Source organism: Streptomyces huasconensis, from assembly GCF_021028635.1.
Classification (GTDB): domain Bacteria; phylum Actinomycetota; class Actinomycetes; order Streptomycetales; family Streptomycetaceae; genus Streptomyces; species Streptomyces huasconensis.
The window spans coordinates 3,674,323-3,687,970 of record NZ_CP086119.1 but is presented as its reverse complement, the minus strand read 5'-3'; the positions used below and the strand labels follow the sequence as shown (position 1 = coordinate 3,687,970).

Genomic DNA, 13,648 nt, shown 5'->3' with positions numbered 1-13,648 from the left:
GTGGGCGACTGCGGGCCGTCGTCGCCCATGACCCTTGGGGCGCGCGGCGAACCGCGGGCCGTCGTCGAGCCACTGAGTATTGGGCAGGCGCCCCTGCCTGGACTTCTCGCCGCCGGGTAACGGCCACCCCGCCCGCCCCTACCTGGACCTCTCGCCGCCGAGTTTCGGGCGGGTGGGTGGGAGACATCCGGCGCGGAGCGGCGGGGTAGGGGATGCCGCCGGGTGCCGGTCACGGCGGGGCAGGGGATGGCTCCGGGCGCCGGGAGGTCAGAGGCGGGGGTAGCGGGACTGGAGGGACCAGAGCGCGGGGTTGTCCGCGAGGGACTCGTGGAGGTCCGTGAGGTCCGCGATGAGGTCATGGAGGAAGTCCCGCGCCTCGCGCCGAAGCTCCGCGTGGGAGAAGCTCAGCGGCGGCTCCTCCGGGTCCATCCAGTCCGCCTCGATGTCCACCCAGCCGAAGCGGCGGGCGAAGAGCATGCGGTCCGTGGACTCCGTGAAGTCCAGCTCCGCGTACTGGGGGCGGGAGGCCCGGCTGCCCATCGGGTCCTTGTCCAGGCTCTCCACGATGTCGCACAGCGCCCACGCGAAGTCCAGGACGGGCACCCATCCCCAGGCTGTGGACAGCTCCCGGTCCGCCTTGGTGTCCGCCAGATACACGTCCCCGCAGAACAGGTCGTGACGCAGCGTGTGGACGTCCGCCCGGCTGTAGTCCAGCTCAGGGGGGTCCGGGAAGCGGGCGGAGAGGGCGTAGCCGATGTCGAGCACGGTTCGATGGTGTCACGCCGGAGCCGCCCTCACGGCAGCAGCCGCTGCTCCTTCGCCACCGCCACCGCGCCCGCTCGCGTGTCGACGCCCAACTTGTCGTAGATCCGGCCCAGGTGGGTCTTGACCGTGGCCTCGCTGATGAACAGGGCCCGTGCGATGTCGCGGTTGCCGAGGCCGCGCGAGAGCTGGCCGAGGATGTCGCGCTCGCGGTCCGTGAGGGTGGGGCGCGGGGCGCGCATGCGGGCCATGACCCGGGAGGCGACCGGCGGCGAGAGCGCGGTGCGGCCCTGGGACGCGGCGTGGATCGCGGAGAAGAGTTCCTCGGGGCGCTCGGCCTTGAGGAGGTAGCCCGTCGCGCCCGCCTCGATCGCCCGCGTGATGTCGGCGTCCGTGTCGTAGGTCGTCAGGACCAGGACGTGGGGCGGGGCCCCGGGCGACGGCGACGTGATGCGGCGCGTCGCCTCCACGCCGTCGATGCCCTCGCCCAGCTGCAGGTCCATGAGGACCACGTCCGGGGTCAGCTTGGCGGCCAGGGCCACCGCCTCCTCGCCGGTGCCCGCCTCACCGACGACCTCGATGTCCGGCGCGCTGCCGAGCAGGGCGAGCAGGCCCGCGCGTACGACGACGTGGTCGTCGCAGACCAGGAGACGCACCGGCGGGCGGGGCGTACTCGGGTGAGGAGTGTTCGGGTGCGGTGTGTTCGGGTGGGGTGCGTTCATGAGCGGGACTCCAGCGGGATCGATACGGACAGGACCGTGCCCTCGCCCGGCGCCGACTCGATGGTCAGTGTGCCGCCCAGCCGGCCCGCCCGCGCCCGGATCGCGGGCAGGCCGTGGCCTCGTACTCCCGCCGACACGACGCCCGCCGCGGGTGGCGTGAAGCCGCGGCCGTCGTCCGCCACGTCCAGGACCACCTGGTCGTCCAGGAGTGTCAGGGTCAGCGCCGCCGTGGTGGCGTGCGCGTGTTCGCGTACGTTGGCCAGCGCGCCCTGCGCGATACGCAGCAGCGCCGAGCCGACCCGGTCGGGCAGCGGCATCGGGGAGCCCTCCGCGTGGAAGTGGAAGCGGACGGTCAGCGTCGCGTCCGACTCCCGCCGCGCCAGCGCCCGCAGCGCCTCGGTGAGGCCGCCGCCGTCCGCGAGGTCGGCGGGGGCCAGGTCGTGCACGAAGCGGCGGGCCTCGGCGAGCCCGCGTTCGGTGATCGACTCGGCGGTACGCACGTGGGCGCGGGCCCTGGCGGGGTCCGTGTCCCAGAGGCGGTCGGCGGCCTGGAGCAGCATCTGTTGGCTGGACAGGCCCTGGGCGAGGGTGTCGTGGATCTCCATGGACAGGCGCTGGCGCTCGGCGAGGGTGCCCTCGCGGCGTTCGGTGGCGGCCAGTTCGCGGCGGGTGCGGATGAGGTCGTCGATGAGTCCGCGCTGACGTGCCGCCTGGCGCTGCGTGTGGACGAAGACGGCGGCGGCCACCGCCGCCACGGCCGGCGGCGCGAGCAGCAGGTTCGGGTCGAAGCGGCCCGCGAGTTCCAGCTGTGCCGCGACGACGAACGCCGTCAGGACGGCCACCAGGGCGAGCGCGGCGCGCGTCGGCAGCGTACGCAGCCCGGAGTAGAACAGCGGCACCGCGCACCAGGCGAAGCTCGGCGCGAGCACGACGAGGACCACCCAGACCGCGACCACCGTGCCGAGCCACAGGAGGCGGCGGGCACCCGGCGCCGCGCCGAGCGCCGGGCCCGAGGAGTACGACGCCGGGCCCGAGGAGTACGACGCCGGGTCCTTCCGCGTCAGGGCGGCGAGGGGCGACGGCAGGGCGTAGAGCAGCGCGAGTGTCACCGAGAGCGCGATGATCCACGGCGTGCGCGGTTCTCCGGGGTGCCGCAGCAGGAAGCGGGCCAGCGAGGCGCCGAGGAGCAGGAAGAACGCGGCGTGCATGACCGCCGCGAGCCAGCGCGCGTCGGGGTCGTCCGGCGTGCCCGCCGTCTGTGGCCGGGGGCTCGAGCCCGGGACCGGAACCGGTGCGTGGCCCGGGGGAGTGTCCTGAGGGCCGGGCGGTGGCGTGTGCGGGGTCGGCCGGTGTCGGTCCACTGCGGGGCCACCCTCTCGTGATGCCGTGACTCGTCGTGCCGTGGTTCGGCGTGCCGTGACTTGTCGGCCCGTACGCGCGCTGAACTGGGCAAACATCCTCATTGTGACCCGGCGGGGCCACGCGGGGATCAACCGATCGGCTGACCCCCGTGTCGGCCGAGTCGCCCGCCGCTCCCAGCCGGTACGCCGAGGGGCGCGGGCCGGGACCCGCCCGAGGATTGAGGCAGGCGGTGGAAGGCGTGACCCCTCCGGCCCCTACGGCCCTCCGGCCCCTTCCCCCCTCCACCCGGACACCATGAGGAGTTCCCGATGCAGCAGCTCTCCCGTCGTACCCGCGTCCTCACCGGCGCCGTCATCGTCACGGCCCTCGGCGCCGGTGCCTTCGGTGCCGTCTCCGCCAGCGCCGGCACCCCGGACGCCGCCGCCCGGGCCGCCGTCACCGCCGACGCGGGCGACAAGAACCTCACCCGCTCCACCCACCTCACCGTCGCCGCCGCCACGAAGGCCGCGCAGGCCACCCTGGACGCCGCGAAGAAGGAGAACCAGCGCGTCACCGTCGCCGTCGTCGACCGCAACGGCAACACCCTCGTCACCCTGCGCGGCGACGGCGCGGGCCCGCAGTCGTACGAGTCCGCCGAGAAGAAGGCCTACACCGCCGTCTCCTGGAACGCCCCCACCTCCGAGCTGGCCAAGCGCCTGGAGCAGGCCCCCAACCTGAAGGACATCCCCGGCACGCTGTTCCTCGCGGGCGGCGCCCCGGTGACCGCCAAGGGCGCACCCATCGCGGGCATCGGCGTCGCGGGTGCCCCGAGCGGCGATCTGGACGAGAAGTTCGCGCGCGCGGGCGTGGCCGCCCTCGGCCGCTGAGCCGCGGACGGGACACCGCCGGGTCGTCGACCACGTCGACGGCCCGGCCCGTACCGCCCCGTGGGACAAGGGGCGGCCCAGGCCGCCCAACACCGAACAATTGCCGCATAAGATCATCGGCGTGGACCTGCGATCTCCGGCCGTCCGAGCCGCCACCGTGCCCCGTACCGCCACCGCGCCCCGTACCGTCGCCTGCGCCCTCGCGCTGCTCGTCGCCGTCAGCGGGTGCGGCGGCTCGGGCGTGGACGGCACCCCCGGCGCGGACGGCGTGCGCGACCCGTACTTCCCGAAGCTGGGCAACGGCGGCTACGACGTCACGCACTACGCCCTGACCCTCGGCTACGACCCCGACGGGCGCCACCTCACCGGCACCGCCGAGATCACCGCCCGCGCCGCGAAGAACCTCAGCTCCTTCAACCTCGACCTCAAGGGGCTCGACGTCTCGGGGATCACCGTCGAGGGCAAGGCGGCCCGGTTCCAGCGCGCGGGCCACGAGCTCCGCGTCCGCCCGGCCGACGAGCTGGACCGCGGCGAGACGTTCGTGGCGACCGTCCGCTACTCCGGCGCCCCGGAGACCATCACGGACGCCGACGGCTCCGAGGAGGGCTGGCTCAAGACGGCGGACGGCGCGCTCGCGCTCGGCCAGCCGACCGGGTCCATGGCGTGGTTCCCGGGCAACCACCACCCGAGCGACAAGGCGTCGTACGACATAGAGATCACCGTCCCCAAGGGCCTGACGGCCGTCTCCAACGGCGAGTTGACGCGCGAGTCGACCAAGAACGGCCGCACCACCTTCGCCTGGCACAGCGCCGAGCCGATGGCGAGCTACCTCGCGACCGTGGCCGTCGGGAAGTACGAGATGAAGACGACGGCGACAGAGGACGGGCTGCCCGTCATCACGGCCGTCGACCCCTCGCAGGCGAAGGCGAGCAAGAAGGTCCTCGCGAAGATCTCGGACATCCTGGAGTGGGCGGAGTACAACTTCGGGCCGTACCCATTCTCCTCGGCCGGCGCGATCGTCGACCGCGAGGAGGACGCCGGGTACGCCCTGGAGACGCAGACCCGCCCCGTCTACCCCGGCGCCCCGGAGACCGCGCTCGTCGTCCACGAGATCGCCCACCAGTGGTTCGGCGACTCCGTCACGCCCAAGTCCTGGCGGGACATGTGGCTCAACGAAGGCTTCGCCACGTACGCGGAGTGGCTGTACGAGGAGGACCAGGGCGGCGACAGCGCGCAGGACGTCTTCGACGCGCTGTACGAGGGCGACTACTACGAGGACGACGCGGACAACGAGGCGATCTGGGCCTTCCCGCCCGCCCGGCCCACGGACGCCGAGCACATCTCGGACGCGCCGGTCTACGAGCGCGGCGCGATGGTCATCCACAAGATCCGCCGGGCCGTGGGCGACGACGCGTTCTACGACATCGTGCAGGGCTGGGCGAAGACGTACCGGCACAAGAACGCCGACACCAGGGACTTCACCGAGTACGTCGAGGAGCACGCGGGCGGCGACGAGGCGCGCGAGAAGGTCAGCCGGATCTGGGGGGACTGGCTGTACGGGGACGGCAGGCCGGACCGCCCCTGAGGCGCGGGCTCACAGCGGTTTGCGCAGCACCGCGCACGGGCGGCGCGGGGCGCGGTCCTCGCGGTGGCCGATGACGAGGTAGCCGAGCGCCGTCCAGAACCGCAGTGCCTTCGGGTTGTTCTCCGGGACCGCGAGGCGCACGGCGCTGCGCCCCGCCGCCCGGAAGCGGTCCTCGACGCGGCGCACCACCTCCTGGCCCACGCCCGTGCGGTGCGGGTCCGCGGCCACGACCAGCAGCCCGATCCACGGGTCGGGGTCGGTGGGGTCGGGGTGGTGGGCGAGGGTGATGACGACGCCGACGAGCCGTCCCTCGGAGCGGGCGAGCAACACCTCGGCGCCGGGGCGGGCGAGTTCGTCCGCGAGGGCCTTGGCGACCTGCTCGACGCCGATGTCGTCCGGATCGGGGAACTCCCCGCTGAGCGCGAAGAACTCCCGGTCCGCCGCGTACAGCGCGGTCACCTCGGTGAGCAGATGACCGGGCAGGGCTCCGTCGACGGCGGTGAGCGGTTCGAGGATCATGCGGCGCAGGCTAGCGGGGGCCGTCCGGCGGGGCCCGGCTAGCGGGGCGGTCGTGTCCCGGCCGGCTCGCGTGCCTCGCGCCACTCGCCGAGCGCCGTCCAGCACCAGCAGGCCGACGCGACCACGTACATGGCCACCCAGCCGGAGAAGTGGCCCGCTTCGAGCGCCTTGTCGACGGCGATCACGGCGAAGAGCACCGCCATGGCGACCGCGCGGTACATCTTGTTCCGGGCGAGGCGGCGACGCTTGCGGGGGCCTTCGGCGAGCCGCATGGCGTAGACCTCGACGTCACCGAAGGCGTCCTCGGCCCGTTCACCGCCCGCCCAGGCGAGATGCTGCCGGGCCTCCCGCACATGGCCGCGCGCCTCGGCGGCCGGCATGGCGTGCCGCCCCCGCAGCAGCCCTTCGAGCCGCGTCAGCCACTGCGCGTCACCGGCCTGCGGGCGCGGCGTGAACCAGCGGTCGAGGGTGGCGTCGGGGAAGACGAAGGCACCGACGGTCCAGGCCGCGCAGCCGGCCATGAGCACCGGCACGGGCACGGTGAACAACCGTTCCCCGGGTGCCGCGGCGGCGACGGCGGACCCGCCCGCGACGGCGCAGACGGCCCCGGCGGCGAAGCCCCACATGCCCCGCATCCGTCCGGCGCCGCGGGCGACGAAGGCGAGGGCGGCCAGCGAGACGGCGGCCACGACCGTGGCATACCCGGCGACCGAGGCCCAGCTCCCCGTCACCCACAGCCCGTCCTCGATCCAGCACAGCGCGCACAGGACGAACCCGATGAACCCGAGCATCCCGAAGGCGGCGGAGACGTGTTCGCCGGGTGTCAGGCCGCGCGCGTCGGCCTTGGCCCGGTCCTTCTCGCTGACGCGCTCGGCGGCGACCGCGGACGCGTACGCCTCCGGGGCGCCGAGCAACTCGGGCGCGGGCCGCCCGGCCTCGTGCACGAGCTGGTGCGCCTCGGCGAGCACCTCCTCGGCGAGGCCGAGGGGCACGTCGTGATCGAGCGCGAGCCGTATGCGGACGGTGTCGGCCCAGTCCTGGTCCTCCTCGCCGGCCCAGACGAGGTCAGGCGTCCGTGTCGTCGGCGGCTTGCCCACTGTCATCCCCCTTGCCGAGGAGCGAGGCGACGGTCCGGGTGAAGTCACCCCACGCGGCCTGGTCACGCCGCAGTCTCGCCCGCCCCTCCTCGGTGATCCGGTAGTACTTCCGTCCGGGACCGCCTTCGCCGGCGCCCCACTCGACCTCGACGGCGCCCTCCTCTTCGAGGCGGGCGAGGGCGGGGTAGAGCGTGGCGGCCTTGATGCCGTGCAGACCCGCGTCGGCGAGGCGGTTCAACAGGGCGTAGCCGTAGCTCTTCTCCTCGCCGTCGAGGGTCCCGAGCAGGCACAGGGGCAGGGCGGCGCGGGTCCACGGGGTGTGGGCGTCGGGCACAGGTGTTCTCCCTGGCTTCCCTGGGCGGGTCACATGTCTGGTCCACGGACTATTACGAAAACAATAATAGCTGCCTCCTCGACCGCTCGACTGCTCGGGTGTCGGTGGGTGTGCGTCGGGGGCCGGGCGCGCCAGAGGGCCCCGGCACAGGTGCCGGGGCCCTCTGGAGGCGTACGTCAGGGGGAGCCGGGGTCGGCTCAGACGTTGACGCCGAAGTCCTGGGCGATGCCTACCAGGCCCGAGGCGTAGCCCTGGCCGACCGCGCGGAACTTCCACTCCGCGCCGTTGCGGTAGAGCTCGCCGAAGACCATGGCGGTCTCGGTGGCGGCGTCCTCGGAGAGGTCGTACCGCGCGATCTCCGTGCCACCCGCCTGGTTGATGATGCGGATGAACGCGTTGCGGACCTGGCCGAAGTTCTGCGAGCGGTTCTCGGCGTCGTAGATCGAGACCGGGAAGACGATCTTCTCGATGTCGGCCGGCAGGCCCTGGAGGTTGACGTTGATCTGCTCGTCGTCGCCCTCGCCCTGGCCCGTGACGTTGTCACCGGTGTGGACGATGGTCTGGTCCGGCGTCGCCTTGTTGTTGAAGAAGACGAAGTGCTGGTCGGAGTAGACCTTGCCCTGCGTGTTCACCGCGATCGCGGAGGCGTCCAGGTCGAAGTCGGTGCCGGTGGTGGTGCGGACGTCCCAGCCGAGCCCCACGGTGACGGCGGTCAGGCCCGGAGCCTCCTTGGTGAGCGAGACGTTGCCACCCTTGGACAGGCTTACTGCCATTGTTGGGAGTCCCTTCCCTCGTTTGCGACGCACCGCGTGAAGTCAGTGCGCAACGGGCTTCGTACTGGGGACGAAGCTACCTTCACTGGTACCAACGCCGACCGAGGTCCCGAAGGTTCCGCATGGCTTTACTTTCTTTACGTTTCCCTGGCGGGGCGGCCCCGCCCGAAAACGGCGTGACGTGAGCCCGACAGGCGGGGGACCATGGGGGCATGTCCGGTCCCCATGTCATCCGCGGCTCCGTCTCCCTGCCCGAGGCCGAGCTGATGTGGCGTTTCTCGCGGTCGTCCGGGCCGGGCGGTCAGCACGTCAACACCAGTGACTCACAGGTCGAGCTGCGGTTCGACCTCGCGAACACCGACGCGCTGCCCGAGGTGTGGAAGCGGCGGGCCCTGGAGCGGCTTGCCTCCCGGCTCGTGGACGGCGTCATCAGCGTACGGGCGAGCGAGCACCGCTCTCAGTGGCGGAACCGGGAGATGGCGGCCACCCGGCTGGCCGCCCTCCTCGCCGAGGCCACCGCCCCGCCGCCGAAGCCGCGGCGCGCGACCAAGATCCCGCGGGGCATCAACGAACGAAGGCTGCGGAACAAGAAGCAGCGCAGCGAGACGAAGCGGGGCAGGTCGGGGCAGGGCTGGGGCTGAGGTGATCGCCCCCGCCAGGGGCGCGGGCAGCCACGGATGGGCCGCAGGCGCGTGTGCGGAGTCTTCGGCAGTTGCGTCTGCGGCTTGTCTTGGGCCGAGCGCGCAGTTCCCCGCGCCCCTTTGGGGCGGGGCAGGGCTGGGGCTGAGGTGTTCGCCCCCGTCAGGGGCGCGGGGAACTGCGCGAGCAGCCACGGATGAGCCGCAGTCGCGTGTGCGGGGTTCTCGGCAGTTGCGTCTGCGGCTTTTCGCGGGCCGAGCGCGCAGTTCTCCGCGCCCCTGCGGGGCGCTCAGTCCGGCTGTCGGACCGTCCCCGGCTGCGGCTTTTCGTGCGCTGGGCGCGCATTCCCCGCGCCCCCAGGGAGGCACGGCTCAGCCCAGGTGCCTGTACCGGCCCCGGAAGTACAGCAGCGGGCCCCCCTCCCCGCTCGGCAGTGACGCAGTCAGCACGCGGCCGATCACCAGGGTGTGATCGCCCGCCGCCACCGTCTGCTCCGTGCGGCACTCCAGGGTCGACAGCGCGCCGCCGATCAGCGGGGCGCCGGACTCCGTGCCCCGTACGCACGGGATGTCCTCGAAGAGGAGCCGGTCGCTGATGCGGCCCTTCATCGCGAAGCGGCCCGCGATGTGCCGCTGGTTCTCGGAGAGCACCGAGACCGCCCACAGCGGTTGCTCGGCGAGCAGGTCGTCCATCCGGGAGCCCTCGCGCAGGCTCACCATGACCAGGGGCGGGTCCAGCGAGACGGAGAGGAAGGCGGTCGCGGTCATGCCCACGTCCTCGCCCGCGGGCGCGCCGGGGTCGTCGGGGTCCAGGCCCGGCTCGCGCGCCGTCACCAGGACCACGCCCGCCGCCAGGCGGGACATCGCCGCGCGGAACTCGTCGTTGCTCACCCCGTCAGCATGCCCACCCGGCGACGGGTCGCGGGGGGAAGGCGGGGCCGGGGGAGTCTTCAGTACGTGAGCCACGATGGCGACGCTAGCCCGGACGCGCCCCGCGGCACATCGGCCCCGCGGCCGAGACAGGTCCTAGGACCGAGGGCCGAGAAGGGGTGGCACGCGGTGCCGCGCACAGCGGTGGTCCAGGCCAAGGGTCTGGACCAACGGTGGTGCCCCACCTGTGACTTGAGTCACAGGACCCATATTTTGTTGACCCTGTGTACCGAGTGGGCAGCTCGCTGTGATTCAGTGACGGTGGCAATAAGACACTGAGGGCACAAGGGCACAGAAAGTCACTGCGGGCGCCGCGCATCCTGGATTGCTGTCGAGGTCTCGGGGAGAACGAGCATGGAGACCGAGTCGGAGCCGTACGTCCGTCTTGCGACCCTGCGGCAGCTGCATCAGGTGGTTGCGGAGCTGAACACCGCCCGGAGCCTGGCGGACACGCTGCAGACCGTCGCCGACGGCGTCGTCAACGGCCTTGGCTATGAACTGGCCTGCGTCAATCTCGTGCGCCCGGACGGCGACCTCGTCGTCGCCGCCTTCGCGGGCAACCCCGCCGCCGAGGCCCTCATCACCGGACGCGTCGGCTCCCGTGACGCCTGGGAGCGCCGCCTCGCCATGGGCGAGGCGTGGGGCGCCCTGCGCTTCATCTCGTACACCGAGGGCTGGGTCCTCGACGACGACGACGTCCCGCAGTGGTACACCGAGGGCCCCGAGCCCCGCTTCGAGGACGAGTGGCACCCCGCCGACCGCCTCTTCGCCCCGATGTACGCCACCGGCGCGGCCGGCGGCGAGCTGCTCGGCGTGATCTCCGTGGACCGGCCGCGCAACGGCCGCAGGCCCGGCGCCTGGGGCCGCGAGGCCCTCCAGATGTACGCCTTCCAGGCCGCCATCGCGATCAGCAACGCCCGGCTGCGCGCCAACATGCAGCGCGCCCTGGTCCGCCTGGAGCGCGAGCAGCAGGCACTGCGGGCCAGCGAGGAGTCCTTCCGGCAGGCCTTCGAGTACGCGCCCTCCGGCATGGCCATCGCCGAGATGGGCGGCGACCAGCACGGACGGCTCCTGCGGACGAACGACGCCCTGTGCCGCCTCCTCGGGCGCCCCGCCTCCGCCATGCGGCGCTACTCCTTCTCCGACCTCGTCCACCCCGAGGACATCGGCACGCTCCTGCGCACCTCCGCCGAGGGCGGCCGGGCCGAGCTGCGCCTCGCGCGGCGCGACGGGACGTACGTGTGGGTGTCGCTGCGCAACTCCGTCGTCGCGGACGCCGCCGACGGGCCGCGCTTCCTGCTCACGCACGTCGAGGACATCGAGGAACGCAAGCGCCGCGAACTCCAGCTCGCCCACCGGGCCAGCCATGACTCGCTCACCGGACTGCCCAACTCCGCCGAGCTGCGGGCCCGGCTCAGCTCCCGCCTGTGCCGCAGGCCGCACGCGGGTCGGCCCAGCGCCGTCGACTCCCTCGACGCCGCCTACGAACACGGCTACGACTTCGGCCACGCCTCGCTCCAGCACGACGAGGGCTTCGACCACCACGTGCACACCATCGCTCCCGAGGAGGGGGAGGTAGACGACGGGACCAAGGGGCTCGCGGTCCTCTTCTGCGACCTCGACGGCTTCAAGTCGATCAACGACCGGTTCGGGCACCACACCGGTGACGCCGTCCTCATCGAGGTGGCGAGAAGGCTCACCAGCGGAGTGCGGGACGGGGACACCGTGGCGCGGCTCGGCGGCGACGAGTTCGTCGTCCTCGCGGACGGGCTCGGCCGCGCCGACGCCCAGGACCTCGCGGTCCGGCTGCGGAACGCGATCATCCCGCCGATCCGCGTCGACGGCAGGGCGGTGCGGGTGGGCGCCAGTTTCGGCATCGGCTGGGCGCACTGCGGCATGTCGGCGGACGAAGTGTTGCACTCCGCCGACCAGCGGATGTACGTGGAGAAACGCTCCCGTGCCAAGCAGCAGCGGCGGGCCGGCTGACGGCGTCGATGAGGCCGACGCCACCCGTTGGCACCAGCCGGACCGGGTAGGCTCCCCGCGTCAGCGATGTGAGGGAGTGACCTGGGAATGACGCCCGGCAATAACGGCGAGAACACGCCGAGCGCGCCGCAGGGCGACGACGATCCGTTCGGCTACCTCTACGAGGACGGACAGGCGGCCGGAGCGACCCCGCCGGGCGGCGGGGGCGGCTATGGGTACCCGGGTCCCCGTTCCTCGTACCACCACGTACGGGCGGTCGGTGACCGGCGCCCGGCGTACGGCCAGGCCCAGGCGGCGCAGCAGACGTACGGCCAGCAGGTCCCGCAGCAGCAGCCGCAGCAGGGTGGCCACGGCCGGCCGAACCCCCACTACACCGCACCCGAGGCGCAGCCCGGCGGCGCGCCCGTCGCCTCGCCGCAGTACGCGCCCGCGGGCGGCGGCGGTGGCCGCGGCCGGGGGCCCAACACCAAGGGGCTGCTGATAGCGGCCATCGCGGTGGTGGCCGTCGTCGCCATCGGCATCGGCGCCGCCATGCTCTTCGGCGGCAAGGACGAGGACAAGGGCGGCGACACGCAGACCGGCGGCAAGCCGTCGCAGGCGACGTCGGTCGAGCCCAGCGAGAAGCCGGCGAAGAAGCCGAAGGAGAAGACCGAGCTGCCGCAGACGGACGCGAAGGCCCTGAAGCTGGAGGGCGGCACGACGACGGCCTCCGACGTGCCGGGTGCCAAGTCCGCCGGAGGGGTGTACGTGGCCGGGCTCGACAAGCCCGGCGCGCGGGTCACGTGGACCGTCAACGGCATCCCGAAGGACGGCGCCTACACCCTCTTCGTGGGCTATGGCGTGCCGGGCGAGGCCGCCGAGACCACGCTGACGGTGAACGGCAGCCAGTCCGAGCGCAAGGTCAACATGGACAACTTCGCCCGCGCCGAGAAGGGCGCCTGGGACAAGGGCTGGACCAAGACCTACGTCTATGTCGAGCTGTCCAAGGGCACCAACACGCTCACGGTCTCCTGCGAGGAGGGCGACCGGTGCAACGCCAACCTGGACCAGTTCTGGCTGAAGGCCGGTCACGTGACCAGCTGACCGCGCGCACCACGAGGCGAGGCGCTCGACCGGGACTCCCGGTCGAGCGCCTCGCGCGTGGACGGGCCCCGGCGGGCTCGCGGGACGACGTGCTCAGACCAGGAGGCGCTGGAAGCGGGCCGTCGTCTCCGCCATCGCCTCCCGGGCGAGCGTCAGGTACTTGCGCGGGTCGACGCCCTTCGGGTCGCCCGCCAGGTAGGCGCGCACCTCGCCCGTGAACGCCGTGTTGAGCGCCGTGCCCACGTTGATCTTCACCATGCCGGAGGCGATCGCCCGGCGGATCTCCGCGTCCGGGACGCCACTTGAGCCGTGCAGGACCAGGGGGACCGGCACCGCGGCGCGCAGGGACGCGATCAACTCGTGGTCCAGGCAGGCCGTCCGCTCCGTCATCGCGTGCGTGGAGCCGACGGCCACCGCGAGGGCGTCCACGCCCGTGTCGGCGACGTACGCGGCCGCCTCCGCCGGGTCCGTGCGCACCCCCGGCGCGTGCGCGTCCAGCGGCGGCTCGCCCTCCTTGCCGCCCACCTCGCCCAGCTCGGCCTCGATCCACATGCCCCGCTCATGGCCCCAGCGCACCGCGTCCGCCGTCGCCTTCACGTTCTCGCCGTACGCCAGCTTCGACGCGTCGAACATGACGGAGCTGAAGCCCTCCGGGTGCGCGGCGCGCAGCAGTTCGACGTCCGTCACGTGGTCCAGGTGGAGGGCGAGACGGGCCGGGGAGGCGTGGGCGACCGCCGCGGTCGCCGCCGCGATCGCCGACAGCCGGCCGCCGTGGAACCTCACCGCGTTCTCGGAGATCTGGAGGATCGCCGGGGTGCCCGCCCGCTCGGCGCCCAGCGCGATCGCCTCCGCGTGCTCCAGCGTGATGACGTTGAACGCCGCGACGCCATGACCCGCCGCGCGGGCCTGTCCGACGAGTTCGCCGGTGCTGACCAGTGGCACGGAGCTCCCCAATTCCCGGGGCGCTGCGCCCCGTTGTGCGGTGCGGATA

At 72.9% G+C, this 13,648-nt stretch carries 14 protein-coding genes; 5 read left to right on the top strand and 9 right to left on the bottom strand.

Annotated elements, in window-relative coordinates:
* Nucleotides 1-267: 267 nt before the first annotated feature.
* The 3 genes from J2N69_RS16730 to J2N69_RS16720 are packed head-to-tail and all read right to left on the bottom strand — an operon-like array spanning nt 268 to nt 2,845.
* Entirely contained in the window at nt 268-765 is a 498-nt protein-coding gene (locus J2N69_RS16730; RefSeq protein ID WP_127911113.1) for a hypothetical protein, read from the bottom strand.
* Nucleotides 766-794: 29 nt separating this feature from the next.
* Nucleotides 795-1,484: a response regulator gene (locus J2N69_RS16725; RefSeq protein WP_230901510.1), complete on the bottom strand. Its 690-nt coding sequence runs from the start codon at nt 1,482-1,484 to the stop codon at nt 795-797.
* Nucleotides 1,481-2,845, bottom strand: a complete 1,365-nt coding sequence (locus J2N69_RS16720; protein ID WP_408056740.1) for a sensor histidine kinase — start codon at nt 2,843-2,845, stop codon at nt 1,481-1,483. The genes J2N69_RS16725 and J2N69_RS16720 overlap by 4 nt, the downstream gene beginning before the upstream one ends.
* A 309-nt stretch (nt 2,846-3,154) precedes the next feature.
* Between J2N69_RS16720 and J2N69_RS16715 the strand changes: the two genes are divergently transcribed.
* Both J2N69_RS16715 and J2N69_RS16710 read left to right on the top strand, forming a co-directional pair.
* Entirely contained in the window at nt 3,155-3,712 is a 558-nt protein-coding gene (locus J2N69_RS16715) for a GlcG/HbpS family heme-binding protein (protein ID WP_230901509.1), read from the top strand.
* Nucleotides 3,713-3,833: 121 nt separating this feature from the next.
* Nucleotides 3,834-5,297 (top strand): M1 family metallopeptidase, encoded by a 1,464-nt coding sequence (locus J2N69_RS16710; RefSeq protein ID WP_408056739.1) that lies wholly within the window; start codon nt 3,834-3,836, stop codon nt 5,295-5,297.
* A 9-nt stretch (nt 5,298-5,306) separates the two neighbouring features.
* Here the strand turns inward: J2N69_RS16710 and J2N69_RS16705 are convergent, their stop codons facing one another.
* The 4 genes from J2N69_RS16705 to J2N69_RS16690 all read right to left on the bottom strand — a co-directional run bounded on the left by J2N69_RS16705 (nt 5,307) and on the right by J2N69_RS16690 (nt 8,020).
* A complete protein-coding gene (locus J2N69_RS16705; protein ID WP_230901508.1) occupies nt 5,307-5,816 on the bottom strand; it encodes a GNAT family N-acetyltransferase in 510 nt (169 codons plus the stop codon).
* 38 nt (nt 5,817-5,854) lie between these two features.
* Nucleotides 5,855-6,913, bottom strand: a complete 1,059-nt coding sequence (locus J2N69_RS16700) for a hypothetical protein (RefSeq protein WP_230901507.1) — start codon at nt 6,911-6,913, stop codon at nt 5,855-5,857.
* Nucleotides 6,882-7,247, bottom strand: a complete 366-nt coding sequence (locus tag J2N69_RS16695; protein ID WP_230901506.1) for a PadR family transcriptional regulator — start codon at nt 7,245-7,247, stop codon at nt 6,882-6,884. The genes J2N69_RS16700 and J2N69_RS16695 overlap by 32 nt, the downstream gene beginning before the upstream one ends.
* Nucleotides 7,248-7,444: 197 nt before the next feature.
* Nucleotides 7,445-8,020, bottom strand: coding sequence for a TerD family protein (locus J2N69_RS16690; protein WP_230901505.1), 576 nt, complete (start codon nt 8,018-8,020; stop codon nt 7,445-7,447).
* Nucleotides 8,021-8,232: 212 nt separating this feature from the next.
* On the opposite strand from J2N69_RS16690, the gene arfB reads away from it, so the two are divergent.
* A complete protein-coding gene (gene arfB, locus J2N69_RS16685) occupies nt 8,233-8,661 on the top strand; it encodes an alternative ribosome rescue aminoacyl-tRNA hydrolase ArfB (protein WP_230901504.1) in 429 nt (142 codons plus the stop codon).
* Nucleotides 8,662-9,030: 369 nt separating this feature from the next.
* Here the strand turns inward: arfB and J2N69_RS16680 are convergent, their stop codons facing one another.
* Nucleotides 9,031-9,522 carry a flavin reductase family protein gene (locus J2N69_RS16680; protein ID WP_127911116.1) on the bottom strand — a complete coding sequence of 164 codons (492 nt, stop codon included), beginning with the start codon at nt 9,520-9,522 and terminating at the stop codon, nt 9,031-9,033.
* A gap of 420 nt (nt 9,523-9,942) precedes the next feature.
* Here J2N69_RS16680 and cdgB point away from each other — a divergent pair, with 420 nt between their 5' ends.
* Entirely contained in the window at nt 9,943-11,574 is a 1,632-nt protein-coding gene (gene cdgB / locus J2N69_RS16675) for a diguanylate cyclase CdgB (protein ID WP_230901503.1), read from the top strand.
* An 87-nt stretch (nt 11,575-11,661) separates the two neighbouring features.
* The gene (locus tag J2N69_RS16670) at nt 11,662-12,657 is read left to right on the top strand and encodes a carbohydrate-binding protein (protein ID WP_230901502.1); all 996 of its coding nucleotides are present in this window, start codon (nt 11,662-11,664) and stop codon (nt 12,655-12,657) included.
* Nucleotides 12,658-12,750: 93 nt separating this feature from the next.
* Here J2N69_RS16670 and J2N69_RS16665 read toward each other — a convergent pair whose 3' ends face one another.
* Nucleotides 12,751-13,599 (bottom strand): class II fructose-bisphosphate aldolase, encoded by an 849-nt coding sequence (locus J2N69_RS16665; protein WP_230901501.1) that lies wholly within the window; start codon nt 13,597-13,599, stop codon nt 12,751-12,753.
* Nucleotides 13,600-13,648: the final 49 nt, after the last annotated feature.